16 protein-coding genes are annotated in these 17200 nt (G+C 67.2%); 13 read left to right on the top strand and 3 right to left on the bottom strand.

Features of this window, described 5'->3' with window-relative positions; translation table 11 throughout:
• Positions 1–72: 72 nt before the first annotated feature.
• Genes ACFVV0_RS05875 through mutM form a run of 4 tightly spaced genes read left to right on the top strand, consistent with a single transcriptional unit; the run spans position 73 to position 2423 of the window.
• Positions 73–585: a YceD family protein gene (locus ACFVV0_RS05875; protein WP_387061720.1), complete on the top strand. Its 513-nt coding sequence runs from the start codon at positions 73–75 to the stop codon at positions 583–585.
• A 2-nt stretch (positions 586–587) separates the two neighbouring features.
• Entirely contained in the window at positions 588–791 is a 204-nt protein-coding gene (gene rpmF, locus ACFVV0_RS05870; protein WP_018190667.1) for a 50S ribosomal protein L32, read from the top strand.
• A 26-nt stretch (positions 792–817) separates the two neighbouring features.
• Positions 818–1531, top strand: coding sequence for a ribonuclease III (rnc, locus tag ACFVV0_RS05865; protein WP_387059657.1), 714 nt, complete (start codon positions 818–820; stop codon positions 1529–1531).
• A complete protein-coding gene (mutM, locus tag ACFVV0_RS05860; RefSeq protein WP_387059654.1) occupies positions 1509–2423 on the top strand; it encodes a bifunctional DNA-formamidopyrimidine glycosylase/DNA-(apurinic or apyrimidinic site) lyase in 915 nt (304 codons plus the stop codon). The genes rnc and mutM overlap by 23 nt, the downstream gene beginning before the upstream one ends.
• Here the strand turns inward: mutM and ACFVV0_RS05855 are convergent.
• The gene (locus ACFVV0_RS05855) at positions 2420–3508 is read right to left on the bottom strand and encodes a GNAT family N-acetyltransferase (RefSeq protein WP_387059651.1); all 1089 of its coding nucleotides are present in this window, start codon (positions 3506–3508) and stop codon (positions 2420–2422) included. The genes mutM and ACFVV0_RS05855 overlap by 4 nt on opposite strands.
• A 213-nt stretch (positions 3509–3721) precedes the next feature.
• Between ACFVV0_RS05855 and ACFVV0_RS05850 the strand changes: the two genes are divergently transcribed.
• From ACFVV0_RS05850 to smc, 6 genes are all read left to right on the top strand, one after another.
• Positions 3722–4942: a branched-chain amino acid ABC transporter substrate-binding protein gene (locus ACFVV0_RS05850; protein ID WP_387059649.1), complete on the top strand. Its 1221-nt coding sequence runs from the start codon at positions 3722–3724 to the stop codon at positions 4940–4942.
• Between the two features lie 118 nt (positions 4943–5060).
• A complete protein-coding gene (locus ACFVV0_RS05845) occupies positions 5061–6068 on the top strand; it encodes a branched-chain amino acid ABC transporter permease (protein ID WP_387059646.1) in 1008 nt (335 codons plus the stop codon).
• Positions 6065–7282 carry a branched-chain amino acid ABC transporter permease gene (locus ACFVV0_RS05840; RefSeq protein WP_387059643.1) on the top strand — a complete coding sequence of 406 codons (1218 nt, stop codon included), beginning with the start codon at positions 6065–6067 and terminating at the stop codon, positions 7280–7282. Before ACFVV0_RS05845 ends, ACFVV0_RS05840 begins: the two co-directional genes overlap by 4 nt.
• On the top strand, positions 7279–8187 hold the full coding sequence (locus ACFVV0_RS05835) for an ABC transporter ATP-binding protein (protein WP_387059640.1): 909 nt from the start codon (positions 7279–7281) through the stop codon (positions 8185–8187). Before ACFVV0_RS05840 ends, ACFVV0_RS05835 begins: the two co-directional genes overlap by 4 nt.
• The gene (locus tag ACFVV0_RS05830; protein WP_387061717.1) at positions 8180–8887 is read left to right on the top strand and encodes an ABC transporter ATP-binding protein; all 708 of its coding nucleotides are present in this window, start codon (positions 8180–8182) and stop codon (positions 8885–8887) included. Before ACFVV0_RS05835 ends, ACFVV0_RS05830 begins: the two co-directional genes overlap by 8 nt.
• 90 nt (positions 8888–8977) lie before the next feature.
• Positions 8978–12574 (top strand): chromosome segregation protein SMC, encoded by a 3597-nt coding sequence (gene smc, locus ACFVV0_RS05825; protein WP_387059637.1) that lies wholly within the window; start codon positions 8978–8980, stop codon positions 12572–12574.
• Here smc and ACFVV0_RS05820 read toward each other — a convergent pair.
• Positions 12571–13374 (bottom strand): CHAD domain-containing protein, encoded by an 804-nt coding sequence (locus ACFVV0_RS05820; RefSeq protein ID WP_387059634.1) that lies wholly within the window; start codon positions 13372–13374, stop codon positions 12571–12573. The genes smc and ACFVV0_RS05820 overlap by 4 nt on opposite strands.
• A gap of 29 nt (positions 13375–13403) precedes the next feature.
• Here ACFVV0_RS05820 and ftsY point away from each other — a divergent pair, with 29 nt between their 5' ends.
• The 3 genes from ftsY to ffh are packed head-to-tail and all read left to right on the top strand — an operon-like array spanning position 13404 to position 16414.
• A complete protein-coding gene (gene ftsY / locus ACFVV0_RS05815; protein WP_387059631.1) occupies positions 13404–14279 on the top strand; it encodes a signal recognition particle-docking protein FtsY in 876 nt (291 codons plus the stop codon).
• Between the two features lie 9 nt (positions 14280–14288).
• Entirely contained in the window at positions 14289–14792 is a 504-nt protein-coding gene (locus ACFVV0_RS05810; protein ID WP_387059628.1) for a DUF2004 domain-containing protein, read from the top strand.
• Between the two features lie 56 nt (positions 14793–14848).
• Positions 14849–16414, top strand: a complete 1566-nt coding sequence (gene ffh / locus ACFVV0_RS05805; protein ID WP_387059625.1) for a signal recognition particle protein — start codon at positions 14849–14851, stop codon at positions 16412–16414.
• Here ffh and ACFVV0_RS05800 read toward each other — a convergent pair.
• A complete protein-coding gene (locus ACFVV0_RS05800) occupies positions 16411–17112 on the bottom strand; it encodes an SGNH/GDSL hydrolase family protein (RefSeq protein WP_387059622.1) in 702 nt (233 codons plus the stop codon). The genes ffh and ACFVV0_RS05800 overlap by 4 nt on opposite strands.
• Positions 17113–17200: the final 88 nt, after the last annotated feature.

The raw sequence follows: 17200 nt of genomic DNA, 5'->3' as shown, positions 1-17200 counted from the left end.
TCGATCGTGACCAAGTTCAAGACCACTCCGTACACCGTCAATGTGTACGACCTCATCCATCGTCCCGGGGAGATGCGCGAGTCGCGAATCAGCCTGCCCGTCGACGAGAAGCTGGGCGAGGGACTGGTGAGCGTCCCGGTGGGCGCGACCATCGATCTCGACCTGCGTCTCGAGTCGATGCACGAGGGCGTCCTCGTCTCTGCTGAGGCCGATTCGATCGCTGTCGGCGTCTGCGGGCGTTGCCTGATCGACATCGAACAGCCTGTCCAAGTCGATTTCCAGGAACTTTTCGCGTATTCTTCTGACGAAGCTTTTGATTATGAGGTTCACGACGACCACGTGGATCTTGAACCTCTGATCAGGGATGCGGTCGTGCTTGCACTTCCGTTTCAGCCGGTGTGCCGGCCAGATTGCCCCGGACTCGACCCCGAGACGGGCGAGAGGCTGGCGGAAATGCCGGACCGCAAACCCCAGGAGAACACCGATTCGCGGTGGTCTGCGCTTGCGGCCTTCCAGGCTTCCGACAACGTGACGCAGGATGTTCCTGCCGACAACGACAACGACAGAACCAGAGAAGAGAGTTAGTCATGGCTGTTCCGAAGCGGAAGCAATCGCGCGCCAACACCCACGCCCGCCGTTCGCAGTGGAAGGCTGAGGTCCCCACGCTCGTCAAGACGATCGAGAACGGCAAGGTCACCTACAGCCTCCCGCACCGCGCCAAGGTCGTCGAGGACTCCGCAGGCACCGCCCTGTTCCTCGAATACAAGGGCCGCAAGGTCGCCGACGTCTGATTTCCGGCGTCTCTGATTTCAGCGGCATGGCCGGACATTCGACCGACCGCTCTGCGCTCGTCGAGAAGCTCGGGGTCGATATCGACCCCGAGCTTCTCGAGCTTGCGCTGACCCACCGCTCGTATGCCTACGAGCACGGCGGCATCCCGAACAACGAGCGCCTCGAGTTCCTCGGCGATTCGATTCTGGGACAGGCCGTCACGGTCAAGCTCTTTCGCGAGAACCCCCTCCTCGATGAGGGCGATCTCGCCAAGCGGCGAGCCAGTCTCGTGAGCTCTGTCGCCCTTGCCGAGGTGGCCCGCAGCATCGGACTGGGGGAGTTCCTGCTGCTCGGCCGTGGTGAGAACCAGAGTGGCGGCCGCGACAAAGCGTCCATCCTCGCCGACACGGTGGAGGCCATCATCGGCGCCGCCTACCTCGACGTTGGCGGCGAGCAGGCCACTGCGCTCGTGCTGCGACTCGTCGAGCCGCTCCTCGACGATCCGGACCGGTTCGGCGCCGCGATGGATCCGAAGACCAGCCTGCAGGAGGCTGCCGCTCATCGCGGAGCCGGGCTGCCTATCTACTCGGTGACCAACACCGGTCCCGATCACAGCAAGACGTTCCACGCCACCGTCGAGGTGCCCGGTCTGGTCACCGCCACCGGCGAGGGGACGAGCAAGAAGCAGGCCGAGATGTCGGCCGCCCTCGTCGCCTGGACCGAACTCACGAAACGTCGTGCCCGAGCTTCCCGAGGTTGAGGTCGTGCGCGCCGGGCTCGCTCCGGCGGTGACGGACGCGACCATTCTCGGTGTCGAGGTCTTCGAACCACGATCGCTGCGCCGCCACGATTCGCTGGCCGGCGCTTTCGAGGAACTCACCACCGGTCGTGTCATGGCGACGCCGGCGCGGCGCGGCAAGTTCCTCTGGATCCCGCTCCAAGGCACCGACGAGGCGATTGTCGCGCATCTCGGGATGAGCGGCCAGATCCTGGTGCGGGAGCCCGGTGCCATCGAGAAAGGCCTGTTGCGCATCCGGTTGCACATCGAGACCCCGCGGTCGGAGTCCGGCGATCGCCGCGAGCTCTGGATCGACTTCGTCGACCAGCGCATCTTCGGCTCGATGGCCGTCGACACGCTCGTTCCGACCGTCGACGGCGCTCCGGGAGGTCGCGGCACCGAGGAGCCCCTCGTGCCGGCACAGGTGTCCCACATCGCCCGCGATCCGCTCGACCCGGCGTTCGACGACGCCGCCTTCGCGCGCGCTCTCGGCCGCAAGAACACCGGCATCAAGCGCGCGCTGCTCGACCAGACGCTCATCAGCGGCATCGGCAACATCTACGCCGACGAAGCACTCTGGGCCGCCAAGCTGCACTATGCGCAGCCGGCGAACAGCCTCAGCCGCGCGCGCATCCGGACCCTTCTGAACGAAGTCCGCCTGGTGCTGGCCAAGGCGCTGGCCGAGGGCGGCACGAGCTTCGACGCGCAGTACGTGAACGTCAATGGCGCCTCGGGCTACTTCTCGCACAGCCTCAACGTGTACGGCCAGCAGGGCAAACCGTGCCCGCGCTGCGGAACCCCGATCGTCCGCGAGCAGTTCATGAACCGCTCGTCGCACTTCTGCCCGCACTGTCAGCGGCTACGCGCCGCCTAGGCCAGTGTCTTCTGCCAGGTGCCGGTGAGGCCGCGCAGCTCGAAGCCGAAGGCATCGTTGACGGCGAGCATCGGCGCGTTCTCGTCGGCGTTCCAGGTGAGAATCCGCCGGATGTGCGGCGCATGCGCGGCGAGGCGCCTCAGGTTCTCGAGCTTCACCAGGGCTCCCAGGCGGTGCCCCCGGTGTGCCACCGCGACGAGCGTGTCGTACTGCTCGGCCTTGTCGCCGTCGTCGGGAACGGTGATCTCGGTGTAGGCCACGAGGTGACCGCTCGGGATGTGCTGGGCGACGGTGGTGAGCAGCGGCTCGCCGCGCGCGTCGAGCTCGTTCTCGTGCTCCCTCACCCGCGCGGCGGTCCACTGCTCGTCGTCGAGGGCGATGCCGCTCTGCGGGATGTCGACGGTCATCCGCTCCTTGAGGGCGGCGAACTCGTCGACGAGCTCGTCGGGCGCCGCGCGCCACCAGCTGACCGTGCGGTAGTCGCGCGAGTGTGCCACGGCATCCGCGAGCAGGGCATTCTTGCGCTCGTCGGGCATCGGAAGGTCGAGGCAGCTGAACCGCTCGACCTGCCCGAGTCGGTAGCCGTGGTGCTGCGCGAAGCGGACGTCCGGGGCATCCGCGGGCAGCCCGCTCGGCCCCACCTCCGCCCGCACCACCGGGCCGTCGTGCAGCGTGGCGACCGGATGCTCGGTGTACGCCGCGATGATGGTGCGTCCGCCGTCGGCGACGATGTCCTCACCCTTCGCGAGAAGCGCCGAGCCGATGCCGCGGCCACGGAGGGCGGGCACGACATCGACGAGCAGCGTGGCCGTCACCGCATCCTGTTCGAGCGGGAAATCGGCGATGACACGCCCGACGATCACGCCGTCGACCACCGCGATGAACACGATCTTCTCGTGGAACTCCTGGGCGCGCAGTGAGGCGAGCTCCGCCTCGGCCGAGTACACGAAGTCGTCGTTGTTCCACAGGGAGACCTGGACGCCGTTCATCACGGCGACCATTGCTTCGAACGCAGCCGACTCCGGGACGCCCACGCTGGTGGGGATGGTCAGCTCTGCGATGGTCGGCGCGGGGGTCTCGCGCATCCTCCGGCACCTCCTCGTGCTCCCGGAGCCACCAGCCTATCGAGGAGCCCCAGCTGTGAACAGGGCGGGTCGTTTTGGTTGCAATCGTGTAAATCTGCGTCGAAAAGTGCGTTGCGAATAGTTGCATTGGCTGTAGTCTCGGCACACATATTCGTGGTGCGAAGCGGCGACCACGCCGTTTCATAACGGATTCACGTCGAGAGGCAGAATCAGATGTTACGAAAGAAAGTCATCGTAGGAGCCGCCGTTGCAGCGTCGGTCGCTCTTTTCCTGGCTGGGTGCGCCAATCAGGCGTCCACGGGGGATTCGACGAGTTCGGGGTCGAAAATCGACATTCCCGCGATCACGTCGATCGAGACCCCGGCGGATGCGGTGCTCCCCGCCGGCGACGGAAAGGCGACCTGTCCGGCCGGCCTGACCATCGGCTACGTCGGAGCGGAGACCGGCGCCAACGCCCAGCTGGGTATCAACATCTACAACGGTGTCCAGCTCGCGATCGACCAGCACAACCAGGCCAACGCCGGGTGCCAGGTGGCGTTCAAGAAGTTCGACACCGAGGGTGACCCGAACAAGGCGACGGGCCCGGTCACGCAGGCCGTGAACGAGGCCGACATCATCGGCGTCATCGGCCTCCCGTTCTCGGGCGAGTCGAAGGCGACCGGCAACATCTTCGAGCAGCAGGGTCTGGTGCACATCACGCCGTCGGCGACCAACCCCGACCTGACGAAGAACGGCTGGACGACCTTCTTCCGCGGCCTCGGCAATGACGCCGTTCAGGGCCCGGCGGCGGCGAAGTTCCTCACCGACAAGCTGGAGGCCAAGAAGGTCTACCTGGTGCAGGACGACTCCGACTACGGAATCGGCCTCGCCACGACCACCTCGAAGGCTCTCGGCGACGCGCTCGTCGGAACCGACAAGGTGACCACCGGTCAGAAGGACTTCTCGGCCGTGATCTCCAAGATCATCAACGCGAAGCCGGATGCGGTCTACTACTCGGGCTACTACGCCGAGGGTGCTCCGTTCGACCAGCAGCTGGTGGCGAAGGGCTACACGGGAACGTTCGTGGGACCGGATGGCGTGAAGGACGACCAGTTCATCAAGCTGGCCGGCGACGCATCCAGCAACGCGTACTTCACCTGCCCCTGCATCCCGGGCGAACTGATCCCGGACTTCGAGAAGGCATACAAGACGCTCGCGAGCGCCGAGCCCGGCACGTACTCCATCGAGGGTTACGACGCCGCGACCGTGCTGCTCTCGGGCATCGACCAGGGCAAGACGACCCGGGCCGACCTGAAGGAGTTCGTCAAGTCATACGACAAGGACGGACTGAGCAAGCACTACAAGTGGGACTCCGAAGGCGAGCTCCAGGCGCCGACCGTCTACGGCTACAAGGTCGAGGGCGGAAAGATCGTCCCGATCGGAACCATCGGATAGCGCGACACCTCGAGGATGCCGCGGGTCGCCACCGCGCGACCCGCGGCATCCCTGCGTTCTACCTGTCCGCTCCCGATCGGATCGACCTGATCCCTTCCCCATCGATCTGGATGCTTGAATGCTCGAACTGCTCGTCCTCCACCCGGTCCTCGAAAACTCGTGGATCAACTTCGATGTCCCTTCCCTCATACAGAACTTCTGGAGCGCCACGTTCGACGGCCTCACGTTCGGCGCCATCTACGGCCTGATCGCCGTCGGCTATACGCTCGTCTACGGTGTGCTCAACCTCATCAACTTCGCGCACTCCGAGGTGTTCATCGTCGGCGCGTACGGCGTCGTCATCACGCTCACCTCGCTCGGTTTCGGGCCGTCGGCTCCGAACCTCTCGCTGGCGGCGATCATCGGCGACATACTGCTCGCGCTCATCGTCGGCATGCTCGCCTCCGCCGTCACAGCCTTCCTCCTGGAACGGATCGCATACAGGCCGTTGCGAAGACGCAACGCACCTCGCCTGGCGTTCCTCATCACGGCCATCGGTGCGTCGTTCGCGATCCAGTCGCTGATCTTCGTGATCCGGGGCGCGAACGCTGAGCCCGCTGTCACGATGTACCGCGCGATCCCGGTGTTCGACGTGTTCGGCACGATCATCAACACCACGTCGATCATCATCGTGGTCGCCGCGGTCGTCCTCATGGTCCTCACGGACATGTTCATCCGGCGCACCCGCACCGGCCGCGGCATCCGCGCGGTGGCGCAGGACCCGGACACGGCGACCCTGATGGGCGTCAACAAGGAGCGGATCATCGTGATCACGTTCGTGCTCGGCGGCCTCCTGGCCGGCGCCGCGGCGTTGTTCTACGTGATGCTCGTGCCTTCCGGTGTCATCTACACCGGCGGATTCGTGCTCGGCATCAAGGCGTTCGCCGCCGCGGTGCTCGGCGGCATCGGCAACGTCCGAGGAGCACTTTTGGGTGGACTTCTGCTCGGATTGATCGGAAACTACGGACAGATCCTCTTGGGTGACTCGCAGTGGACGGACGTCATCGCCTTCGTGGTGCTGGTGCTCGTTCTGCTGGTCAAGCCCACGGGCATCCTCGGTACCTCACTGGGGAGGAGCAGAGCATGAGCACGACAGAAGGACCCAAGGTCCTGCCCGACGCGAGAAGCGAACAGGCGGCGGATGCGGCGGAGGCACGGCGCAAGCGGGGCGGCCCGTTCCTGGCCTTCCGTGACCGCTGGAACGGCCTTCCCCGCCAGATTCAGTGGCTGTGGATGCTCATCGTGGTGGCGGCCGCTGTCGCGCTGCCCTACCTGAACTTCTTCCCGCTGACCACTGAACCCGGCAACGACTGGCCGCTGGCCTGCTTCAGCATGGCGGTCTACGCGCTGATCGCGGTCGGCCTGAACGTCGTGGTCGGCTACGCCGGACTCCTCGACCTCGGCTACGTGGCCTTCTTCGCCGTCGGCTCGTACACGGCGGCCATGCTGACCAGCCCGGACTCGCCGTTCGTGAAGATCCCGTACCTGTGGACCATCCCGGCCGCGATGGCCGTCGCGATGATCTTCGGAGTCGTGCTCGGCGTGCCGACGCTGCGCCTGCGCGGTGACTACCTGGCCATCGTGACGCTCGGCTTCGGTGAGATCGTGCGCATCCTGGCCACCATCATCCCGGCGCTGAAGGGGCAGGTCGGCTTCCAGAACGTGGGGCACCCGCCCGGCGAGGATGCGAACGGCATTCCGATCTTCTCGAACTCGAACGGCGTGCCCTGGTATTGGCTGACCCTGGCGGTCATCATCGTCATCCTGCTGCTGGTCGGAAACCTGGAGCGGAGCCGCGTCGGTCGTGCCTGGATCGCGATCCGGGAGGACGAGGACGCGGCCGAGATCATGGGCGTTCCCACCTTCAAGTACAAGGTGTGGGCGTTCGCGATCGGCGCTGCCGTCGGCGGGCTCTCCGGCGCACTGTTCGCCGGGCAGGTCGGCTTCGTGAACAACCAGAAGTTCGACGTGCAGACCTCGATCCTGTTCCTCGCGGCGGTCGTGCTCGGCGGCACAGGCAACAAGGTCGGCGCTCTGCTGGGTGGCGCGATCGTGGCGTACATCCCGCTCCGCTTCACGGCCATCGCCGACTACAAGTACCTGATCTTCGGGGTCGCCCTGGTGGTGCTGATGATCTTCCGGGCGAAGGGTCTCGTCCCGGCCAAGCAGCGCCTGCTCGCCTACGGGCGGACCTGGTACAAGTATTTGGTCGACAAACCGAAGTCGCCGCCACCATCGGCGAGCACCGGCGCGACACCGGCCCCGAACCCGACCCCGACGCCGAAGGGAGACCCGTCATGACCGACCCGAAGGACAACGTTCCCGAAGGCCTCGCGCCGGGCGCAGACCCGGACGCCCTCGCGGAGCTCGACGTCGACCTCGAGGTCGCCGCGGCCGCGGCGCCCGATCGCGAGATCGCGGTCGAGGTCGGCGACAGCATCGTCGAGGTGAAGAACCTCACGGTCAAGTTCGGCGGCCTGCTGGCCCTCGACGACGTGAGCTTCGACATCAAGCGCGGGGAGATCCTCGGCCTGATCGGCCCGAACGGCGCCGGCAAGACCACGTGCTTCAACGCGATGACCGGGGTCTACCGGCCGACCAGCGGCGACGTGCTGCTGGAGGGCAAGTCGATCAAGGGTCAGAAGCAGCACCAGATCACGCGTCTCGGGCTGGCGCGCACGTTCCAGAACATCCGCCTGTTCGGCGAGATGAGCGCCCTCGAGAACGTCGTGGTGGGGCTGGATGCGCGGCACAAGACCAGCGTCCCCGGCGCCCTGGTGCGCACCCCGCGCCACACCCGCGAGGAGAAGTCCGCCATCGAGCGCGGAATGGCGCTGCTCGAGTTCGTCGGCATCGCCGACCTGGCGACCACCGCATCCCGGCAGCTGCCGTACGGTTACCAGCGGAGGCTGGAGATCGCGCGAGCGCTGGCGACCGATCCCAAGGTGCTCTGCCTGGACGAGCCGGCCGCCGGCTTCAACCCGGCGGAGAAAGAGGACCTGATGGACCTCATCCGCACCATCCGGGCCGACGGGTACACCGTGCTGCTGATCGAGCACGACATGCGGCTGGTGATGGGTGTCACCGACCGTATCGTCGTACTGGAATTCGGCCGCAAACTCGCCGACGACGTTCCGGCCGTGATTCGCAACGACCAGCGCGTGATCGCCGCCTACCTGGGGGAGCCTGAAGATGACGTTGCTTGAGCTGAAGAACGTGAGCGTCTCCTACGGGCGCATCGAGGCCATCCACGACATGACCTTCTCCGTCGAGGAGGGCGAGATCGTCAGCCTGATCGGGGCGAACGGGGCCGGCAAGTCGACCACGATGAAGACGATCTCCGGGCTGCTGAACCCGTCGAAGGGATCGATCTTCTTCGACGGTCAGGACATCACGAAGATGAAGGCGCACATCCGTGTCGTCCGCGGCATCTCGCAGGCGCCGGAGGGCCGGGGGATCTTCCCCGGCATGACGGTCTACGAGAACCTCGACATGGGTGCGTTCGGCCGTAAGGACCGCAGCGGGATGGACGCCGACTTCGAGCGGGTGTTCTCGCTGTTCCCGAGGCTGGCCGAACGGAAGACCCAGGTGGGTGGAACGATGTCCGGTGGTGAGCAGCAGATGCTCGCGATCGGACGCGCGCTCATGTCGGCGCCGCGCCTGCTCCTCCTCGACGAGCCCTCCATGGGTCTCGCCCCGCAGTTCATCAAGCAGATCTTCTCGATCATCAGCGAGATCAACAATCAGGGCACGACCATCCTCCTCGTCGAGCAGAACGCCAACCAGGCGCTCGCGCGCGCCGACCGGGGCTTCGTGCTCGAAACGGGCTCGATCACCCAGTCGGGCACGGGCAAGGAGCTCCTCGCCAACCCCGCGATCAAAGAGGCGTACCTCGGCGTCGGGTAGCCCTGGCACAGTGTCGGTCCGGTACCTGGGGCGGTGTTCCGGTAAATTTGCCCCAGGTATCGGCGACAACTTCCAGGAAAGGGCGGTCAGGTGTATCTGAAGAGCCTGACGCTCAAGGGCTTCAAGTCCTTCGCACAACCGACCACATTCGCGTTCGAACAGGGCGTGACCTGTGTCGTCGGGCCGAACGGCTCCGGCAAGTCGAACGTGGTGGATGCGCTCGCCTGGGTCATGGGCGAGCAGGGCGCGAAGACCCTCCGCGGCGGAAAGATGGAAGACGTCATCTTCGCCGGAACCTCCACCCGCGGCCCGCTCGGCCGTGCCGAGGTGACGCTGACGATCGACAACTCCGACGGCGCTCTGCCGATCGAGTACTCCGAGGTGACGATCTCGCGCACGCTCTTCCGAAACGGCGGGAGCGAGTACGCGATCAACGGTTCCGCGTGCCGGCTGCTCGACGTGCAGGAGCTGCTCAGCGACTCCGGACTCGGCCGCGAGATGCACGTCATCGTCGGCCAGGGGCAACTGGATGCGGTGCTGCGCGCCAGCCCGGAAGAACGGCGCGGCTTCATCGAAGAGGCTGCGGGCATCCTGAAGCACCGTCGCCGCAAGGAGAAGACCCTCCGCAAGCTGGAGGCGATGCAGACCAACCTGACCCGCTTGAGCGACCTGGCGGGCGAGATCCGCCGCCAGCTGAAGCCGTTGGGGCACCAGGCCGAGATCGCCAGGGAGGCGCAGTCGATCGCCGCCGTCGTCCGCGACGCGAGGGCGCGCCTTCTCGCGGACGAGGTCGTCACCCTCCGCACGGCTCTCGACGATCACGGCCGAACCGAGTCGGAGCGCCACAGCGAACGCATCGTCCTGCAGGAGCAGCTCGAGCAGAAGCAGCTCCGTGTGGGCAGGCTCGAGCAGGCTCAGGTGGGTGACGAGGTGGATGTGGCGCGCCGCACCGCCTTCGGGCTCGAGTCGGTGCAGGAGCGGCTCCGCAACCTCTACACGATGGCCAACCAGCGGCTCGCTCTCCTCGGCAGTCAGGCGGATGCGCCCGACTCCGGTCCGAGCGTGAGCCCGCAGATGGTTCAGGATGCGCGCGACGAGGTCGATCGTCTGCGTACGGTCGTGACCGGCGCCGAGAAGGCCTGGACCGACGCCCAGGCGGCGACCCGGTCGGCGAGGTCCCGGCTCGACTCCGTCGATGAGGAGATCGCGGCCCAGAGCGCGCTGGTCTCCCGCCATGACCTCGAGATCTCGAAGCTGGGCGGGCAGGCGGACGCGGCCGCCCAGCGGCTGGCGGCCGTCCGCGGGGAGGTGCTGCGGCAGCAGAACGCACACGATGCCGCGACCGAGCGGCGCGAGAAGGCCCGTGCCGATTTCGCCGCGAGGGAGGCTGAGGCGGCGACGGCGGACATCGGCGAGGGAAACCTCGATGAGGCGTATGAGCTTGCCCAGGCCGACGTGTTCGAAGCGGAAGGCGAGATCGAGCGTCTCCGCGAGGAACTGCACACCCTGGAGCGCGAACGCGACGCCCTCGCCGCGCGCACGAGCGCGCTGTCCCTCGCCCTCGACCAGAAGGACGGCTCCGCAGCCCTCGTCGCCGCGCGGCTGCCCGGAGTCCGCGGGCTGGTCGCGGAGCACATCCGCGTGCATCCGGGCTTCGAGGCGTCGATCGCTGCCGCCCTTGGTTCGCTCGCGGATGCCGTGCTCGCCGAAGACCGCGACCGCGCCTTCGAGGCGGTCGCCCATGCTTCCACCGACGATCTGGGCCGGGTCGAGGTCATCATCGCCGACGCGGACGCCGCCGTCGTCGATCTCGGAGGCGTCGCCGGGGTCGTGGCCGCCCGTTCGGTGGTCGAGGCGCCCGCCGGAGTGCTCGGCATCCTCGCTCTCACGGCGATCGCCGACGACCTCGATGCCGCCCGGGCCGCTCACGCCGCCTACGCGAAACGCGCGCTCGGCGGACCGGTGACGATCATCACGAAGAGCGGTGACGTGCTGACCGACTACGTGCTGCGTGGTGGATCCGGCGCGAAACAGAGCCGCATCGAGCTGATCGCCGATCGGGATGCTGCGGAGGACCGCCTCGGCGAGGTCACCTCGCTGATCGACCGGGCCAGGTTCGCACTCGCCGAGCAGCGAGGGGTGCTGCAGGTGGCCAAGGAGCAGTCCCAGTCCGCGCTGGGCGCGCTTCGCGAGCTCGACGCCAAGCTCGCGGCGCAGACCGAGCAGTTGAACCGGCTGAAGGTGCAGCTCGAGGCCTCCCAGGCCGAGTACGAGCGGCTGAGCTCGGCTCTCGCCCTGGCGGGCGATCGGGTGGCCGAGGCCGAAGCGGCCTCCGATAAGGCGAAATCGGAACTGGAGACCGCTCGCTCGCGGCCGCGGCCGATGCTCGACGTGAGCGCGCGCGACACGCTGTCCGCCGAACTGGATGCTGCGCGCGAGGCCGAGGTCGAAGCCAGACTCACCGTGGAGACGGCCAAGGAGCGCGTACGGGCCGAGCAGGCCAGGGGAGAGGCGCTGGCCCGTCAGCTGGACTCGGAGCGCGCTGCCGCCGAGGAGGCCGCTCGCCGGGCGGTCATCCGCCGCCGCCAGGTCGACGCCGCCACCCGGGTGATCGAAGCGTTGCCTGCCGTGCTCGACTCGGCAGACCGGTCCGTGGCGCAGGCACGGGTCGAACTCGCTGCCGCCGAGGCGCGGCGAGCCAGCCAGAACGAGGAGCTCTCCACGCTGCGCCGCGAGGAGAACGCCCTCCGCGAACGTCTGCAGACCATCACCGAGAGCGTCCACGGTCTCGAGCTGCAGATCTACGAGAAGAAGCTGCATCTCTCGACCCTGCTGGAACGGGCAGGAAGCGAGCTCGGACTCGTCGAGGACGTCCTCGTCGCCGAGTACGGCCCCGAGGTCCCTGTTCCCGTGGATGTCGCTCTGCGCGCCGAGCCGGACGACGTCGACGAGGAGGCCGCGCATCCGGAGACCGGAGGAGCCGGCGAAGGCCCCGAGGCGGCCCAGGTCGAGACCACGCCGTTCGACCGCGAGCGCCAGCAGAAGCGCCTGGCGACCGCCGAGCGCAAGCTCGCCCAGCTCGGCCGGGTGAACCCGTTGGCGCTCGAGGAGTTCGCCGCGCTCGAGCAGCGCCACAAATTCCTCACCGAACAGCTCACCGACCTCAGCAACACGCGCAAGGACCTCCTGACGATCATCGAGGAGATCGACGAGAAGATGCAGACCATCTTCGAGTCGGCGTTCGAGGACACGAAGGCCGCGTTCGGGTACGTGTTCCCGATCCTGTTCCCGGGGGGAACCGGCAGCATCTCGCTCACCGACCCCGACGACATGCTCACGACGGGCATCGAGGTCTCGGTGAAGCCGGCAGGCAAGAAGATCGAGCGACTCTCACTGCTCTCCGGCGGCGAACGGTCGCTGGCCGCGGTCGCGCTGCTGATCGCGATCTTCAAGGCTCGCCCCAGTCCGTTCTACATCATGGACGAGGTCGAGGCGGCCCTCGACGACGCGAACCTCGGTCGCCTTCTCACGATCTTCGAAGACCTGCGCGAATCGAGTCAGCTCATCGTGATCACGCACCAGAAGCGCACGATGGAGATCGCGGACGCGCTCTACGGCGTCTCGATGCGGCAGGACGGCGTCTCCGCCGTCGTCGGCCAGCGGATCGCCCAGGAGCAGGCCTCCTAGACCTCGCGCAGGGCGCGCAGGGCGGGGTCGGCGTCGCTGAGGCGCTCGGCCGCGGCCGTTTCGGTGACGAGGGCGAGGCGGGCGATTCCGGCGGTCGCGGATGCGCTGAGCTCGGTCGCCGAGGCGCGCTCGCGCAAATGGCGGGCCAGCAGGATGAGGTCGCGATTGTCCCCGAACGCATCCTGCACGTCTTCGGCCGCCGCCGCGACCTCCGACACGTCGCGCGTGTCGGAGACGGCCTCCGCGGCGTAGCGGAGCCTGCGCGCGGCCTTGCGCAGCTGGTGTCGTTCCTCCAGCGTGTCCGAACCGCCGTGGCGGACGCGGTCGAGAGCGTTGTCCAGGGCCGTCTCGATCAGGTCGTCCGGATGCTTCGTCGCCCGTTTCCGAAGCGGCGGCACCGCGGCGAACTCCTGCAGGTCCGCCAGCAGGATGCGGTGGGGCCGAGCGCGGAGATGCGCCAGCAGCGAGCGTTCCGCCGCTTCGTAGCCCCGGTGCGCCTCTTCCGCGAAGCCGAGCACCGCATCCACGACGTCCGGCGCGGTCTCGGCCGCGAGCAGATCCTCGAGGGACCTGGCACGCACCTCGAGGTCGCGAGCGTCGCCGAGGGCATGGCCGAGTGAGCGGAGCCGGTGGCGCAGGTCGTTCGCTGCGGCCTTGTTGAACGCCCGCCGGTAGACACTCAGCACGCTGCGCAGGCGGCGCACCCGCGTGCGGGCCTGGTGCACCGCATCCTCACCCCCCAACTCGACCGCGATCAACTGTTCGGACAGCTCGGCGGAGAGGCGGATGAGAGCGAACATGCTTCACCGTAACAACTAGGCTCGTGCTTATGGCAGAACGCACCCCGTGGTCACTGTCGAACGCCCTCCGGGGGATGTTCGCCAAGAAGACCATCGACGATACGACCTGGGACGATCTCGAGACTGCGCTCATCACCGCCGACTTCGGACCGGACGTGACGGAGGCGATCGTCGACGACCTGCGTGCGAAAGTCGAGCGCTACCGCACGACCGATCCGGCCGACCTGCAGCGGATGCTCCGCGAGAGTCTCGAGGAGCGCCTCTCCAAGCTCGATCCCACGCTGAAGCTCAGCGAGCGCCCTGCCATCGTGCTCGTCGTCGGTGTCAACGGCGTCGGCAAGACGACCACGATCGGCAAGTTCGCCAAGTTCCTCCGCACCTACGACCGCACGGTGGTCGTCGGGGCCGCCGACACGTTCCGCGCCGCCGCCGTCGAGCAGCTGGCGACCTGGGCCGAGCGTGCCGGGGCGCAGATCGTGCGTCCGCAGCAGCCGGGGCAGGATCCCGCCTCGGTCGCGTTCCAGACGGTCGAGCTGGCCAAGCAGAACGGCACCGAGATCGTCATCATCGACACCGCCGGCCGACTGCAGACCAAGGGCGGCCTGATGGACGAGCTGTCCAAGATCAGGCGCGTCGTCGAGAAGCAGGCTCCCATCTCCGAGGTTCTGCTGGTGCTCGACGCGACCACGGGTCAGAACGGGCTCGCACAGGCGGAGGCCTTCATCGAGCACGCGGGCGTGACCGGGCTGGTGCTCACCAAACTCGACGGGTCGGCCAAAGGCGGGTTCGTGCTCGCCGTGCAGGAGAAGACGGGGATTCCGATCAAGCTCGTCGGCCAGGGCGAGGGCATCAACGACCTCACCGGATTCACGCCGCACGTCTTCGCGCAGCAGCTGGTCGGATAGGGGAACCGCATGGCGATCGAACACGATTATTTCGGCATCATCGACGAGACCGCGAGCGGTGGCCTCGCCTGGGCAGATTCCGCCGACCTCTCGGAGCAGGTGGTCGAGGTCGAGCTGCAGGCCGACAGCGAGTCGGCGGTGACCGAATACGCGCTGGATGCGGCAGCGGCGCTCATCCAGGCGCTGGAGGGATTCGATTCACGGGCACGGGATGCTCTGATCGCGGAGTTGAGCTCGCAGGCGTCGGCGACCACGACCTACATCGACGAGAACGTGGAGAAACTCGGCGACAGCCTGGTCGACCTGCTGGTGTACAGCTCGGGCGACATCGCCATCGACGTGCTCCGTTCGCTGCAGCTGCTGCGGGTGGTCATCCAGCCCGACAACTCGAACGAAGACGAGGTGTTCGCCACCTTCGACTACTCGATCAGCCCCGACGAGACGGATGCTCTGCTCACGGTGAGCTTCGACATCCGGGGCGACGTCGTCAACATCGACACGCACGACTCGTGACGCCGGGCGCGAAATCGCGCGAGCTCACAGCATCCGCCCGTTAAACTGGGTCGATCATGGCTACTTTCGGAACGCTGTCTGACCGTCTGGCAGATACCTTCAAGAACCTCCGCACCAAGGGCAAGCTCTCGGCGGCCGATGTCGACGGCACGGTGCGCGAGATCCGGCGCGCCCTCCTCGACGCCGACGTCGCGCTCGACGTGGTCAAGGACTTCACCGGCAAGGTGCGCGAACGCGCCCTGAGCGACGAGGTCAACAAGGCGCTCAACCCCGCTCAGCAGGTCGTGCAGATCGTCAACGAGGAGCTCGTGGCCATTCTGGGCGGCCAGCAGCGTCGTCTGCAGTTCGCCAAGAAGCCGCCGACGGTGATCATGCTCGCCGGCCTCCAGGGTGCAGGCAAGACGACGCTCGCCGGCAAGCTGGCCAAGTGGCTGGTCAAAGACGGGCACACCCCTGTTCTCGTCGCGGCCGACCTCCAGCGACCCAACGCGGTCACGCAGCTGCAGATCGTCGGCGAGCAGGCCGGCGTGCCGGTCTTCGCCCCCGAGCCCGGAAACGGCGTCGGCAATCCGGTCAAGGTCGCCAAAGACGCCCTGAAGTTCGCCGAGACCAAGCAGTACGACACGGTCATCGTCGACACGGCCGGCCGTCTCGGCGTCGACGCGGAGCTCATGAAGCAGGCCGGCGACATCCGCAAGGCCGTCGACCCCGACGAGGTGCTCTTCGTCATCGACGCCATGATCGGTCAAGACGCGGTCGCCACGGCCAAGGCCTTCCAAGACGGCGTCGATTTCACGGGCGTCGTGCTCTCGAAGCTCGACGGCGACGCACGTGGCGGTGCCGCCCTGTCGGTCGCCTCAGTCACTGGTCGTCCGATCATCTTCGCGTCGACGGGTGAGGGTCTCGACGATTTCGAGCCGTTCCACCCCGATCGCATGGCCAGCCGCATCCTCGACCTGGGTGACATCCTCACCCTGATCGAGCAGGCGCAGGAGGCCTTCGACGAAGACGAGGCGCGCAAGGTCGCCGAGAAGTTCGCGACCGACACGTTCACTCTCGACGACTTCCTCAAGCAGATGCAGCAGCTGCGCAACATGGGCTCCATCAAGAAGATGATGGGGATGCTCCCGGGTGCGGGCGCGATGAAGCAGCAGCTCGACAACTTCGACGAGAAGGAGATCGTGCGCACCGAGGCGATCATCCAGTCGATGACGAAGACCGAGCGCACCACGCCCAAGCTGCTCAACGGTTCGCGCCGTCTGCGCATCGCGAGGGGCTCCGGAACCACGGTCACCGAGGTGAACCAGCTCGTGAACCGCTTCGAGCAGGCCGCCAAGATGATGAAGACCGTCGCCAAGGGCGGCGTTCCGAACGTTCCCGGCATGGGTCCGATCCCGGGTGCCGGATTCAGTGGCGGCCGCGGCAAGCAGCAGCCCAAGAAGAAGGGCTCCAAGTCTGGCAACCCGGCCAAGCGCGCCGCCGAGAACGCGGCTCTGGCATCGGGCGTCAAGCCGACGGGCGCCGCAGCGGGTTCGGGCTTCGGTCTGGGAGCCCAGGGCGGTAAGCCCGGCGGTCCTTCGGCAGAAGAGCTGGCATCGCTCCAGAAGTTCCTCGGCCGCTAGAGCGCGAGGTTCAGCGGCGCCAGCTTCTCCTCGATGGTCTTGGCGACCACTTCCTGCCCGGATGCGTTGGGGTGGATCTGATCCGCCTGTAGCCAGGCGGTGTGACCGACGAGCGGAAAGCCGATGTCGAGGAACGTGCCGTCGACGGCGGTCACGGACGCGCGCACGATCTCGTTGACGCGCTCCATCGTCGCCGGCGGCTCATCCGAGCCCCAGACAGCGGTGATGCCGATGATCCGCGCTTTCGGGAAGGCCTCGCGGAGAGTGTCGAGCATCTCACTGCTCTTCTGCTTCACCAGCGCCGGGTTCTGATCGCGGTCGTTGCGCGTGGCGGCGATGAGGATGCAGTCGGGCTTCAGCGTCAGAGCACGGTCGACCTGTTGCTGATACGTCGTTCCGTTCCAGCCCGGTTTGACGAACCCGGAGCCGGAGACTGCCAGGTCGGTCAGCTTCCAGTGGTGGTCGGCGGCGACGCGCGCGGGCCAGGCCTCGTCGGGCAGCACCCCCTTGCCGAAGGCGATGGAATCGCCGATGGCGACGGCCAGGATTTGATGTTCCGGTGCCGGGGCGGCGACCGGCGTATCCACGCCGGCCACGGGCCGCTGGACGGGGGCCGACGAGCATCCGGTGAGGAGCGCTGCCGCCACGGCCGCCGCGATGAGGGCCGCCAGGCGGAGACTTCGGGTCGTCGTGCGCACGAGCTGAGAGTAGACCCGTGAAACTGCGTGAACGCTGTGGACAGACAGGTGTGTCTCGGGGGTCCGCGAGGCGGACGGCGGAGGGACG

Origin of the sequence: Leifsonia sp. NPDC058230 (assembly GCF_042882245.1) — a bacterium.
GTDB lineage: Bacteria > Actinomycetota > Actinomycetes > Actinomycetales > Microbacteriaceae > Leifsonia.
This window is presented reverse-complemented; position numbering and strand designations above follow the sequence as displayed.

What these genes read in the sequence shown, in the direction of transcription:
- ACFVV0_RS05875 (WP_387061720.1), top strand. Translation starts at nt 73, where the DNA reads ATGCGCGAGTCGCGAATCAGCCTGCCCGTCGACGAGAAGCTGGGCGAG.
- rpmF (WP_018190667.1), top strand. Translation starts at nt 588, where the DNA reads ATGGCTGTTCCGAAGCGGAAGCAATCGCGCGCCAACACCCACGCCCGC.
- rnc (WP_387059657.1), top strand. Translation starts at nt 818, where the DNA reads ATGGCCGGACATTCGACCGACCGCTCTGCGCTCGTCGAGAAGCTCGGG.
- ACFVV0_RS05855 (WP_387059651.1), bottom strand. Translation starts at nt 3,508, where the DNA reads ATGCGCGAGACCCCCGCGCCGACCATCGCAGAGCTGACCATCCCCACC.
- ACFVV0_RS05850 (WP_387059649.1), top strand. Translation starts at nt 3,722, where the DNA reads ATGTTACGAAAGAAAGTCATCGTAGGAGCCGCCGTTGCAGCGTCGGTC.
- ACFVV0_RS05845 (WP_387059646.1), top strand. Translation starts at nt 5,061, where the DNA reads ATGCTCGAACTGCTCGTCCTCCACCCGGTCCTCGAAAACTCGTGGATC.
- ACFVV0_RS05840 (WP_387059643.1), top strand. Translation starts at nt 6,065, where the DNA reads ATGAGCACGACAGAAGGACCCAAGGTCCTGCCCGACGCGAGAAGCGAA.
- ACFVV0_RS05835 (WP_387059640.1), top strand. Translation starts at nt 7,279, where the DNA reads ATGACCGACCCGAAGGACAACGTTCCCGAAGGCCTCGCGCCGGGCGCA.
- ACFVV0_RS05820 (WP_387059634.1), bottom strand. Translation starts at nt 13,374, where the DNA reads ATGTTCGCTCTCATCCGCCTCTCCGCCGAGCTGTCCGAACAGTTGATC.
- ftsY (WP_387059631.1), top strand. Translation starts at nt 13,404, where the DNA reads ATGGCAGAACGCACCCCGTGGTCACTGTCGAACGCCCTCCGGGGGATG.
- ACFVV0_RS05810 (WP_387059628.1), top strand. Translation starts at nt 14,289, where the DNA reads ATGGCGATCGAACACGATTATTTCGGCATCATCGACGAGACCGCGAGC.
- ffh (WP_387059625.1), top strand. Translation starts at nt 14,849, where the DNA reads ATGGCTACTTTCGGAACGCTGTCTGACCGTCTGGCAGATACCTTCAAG.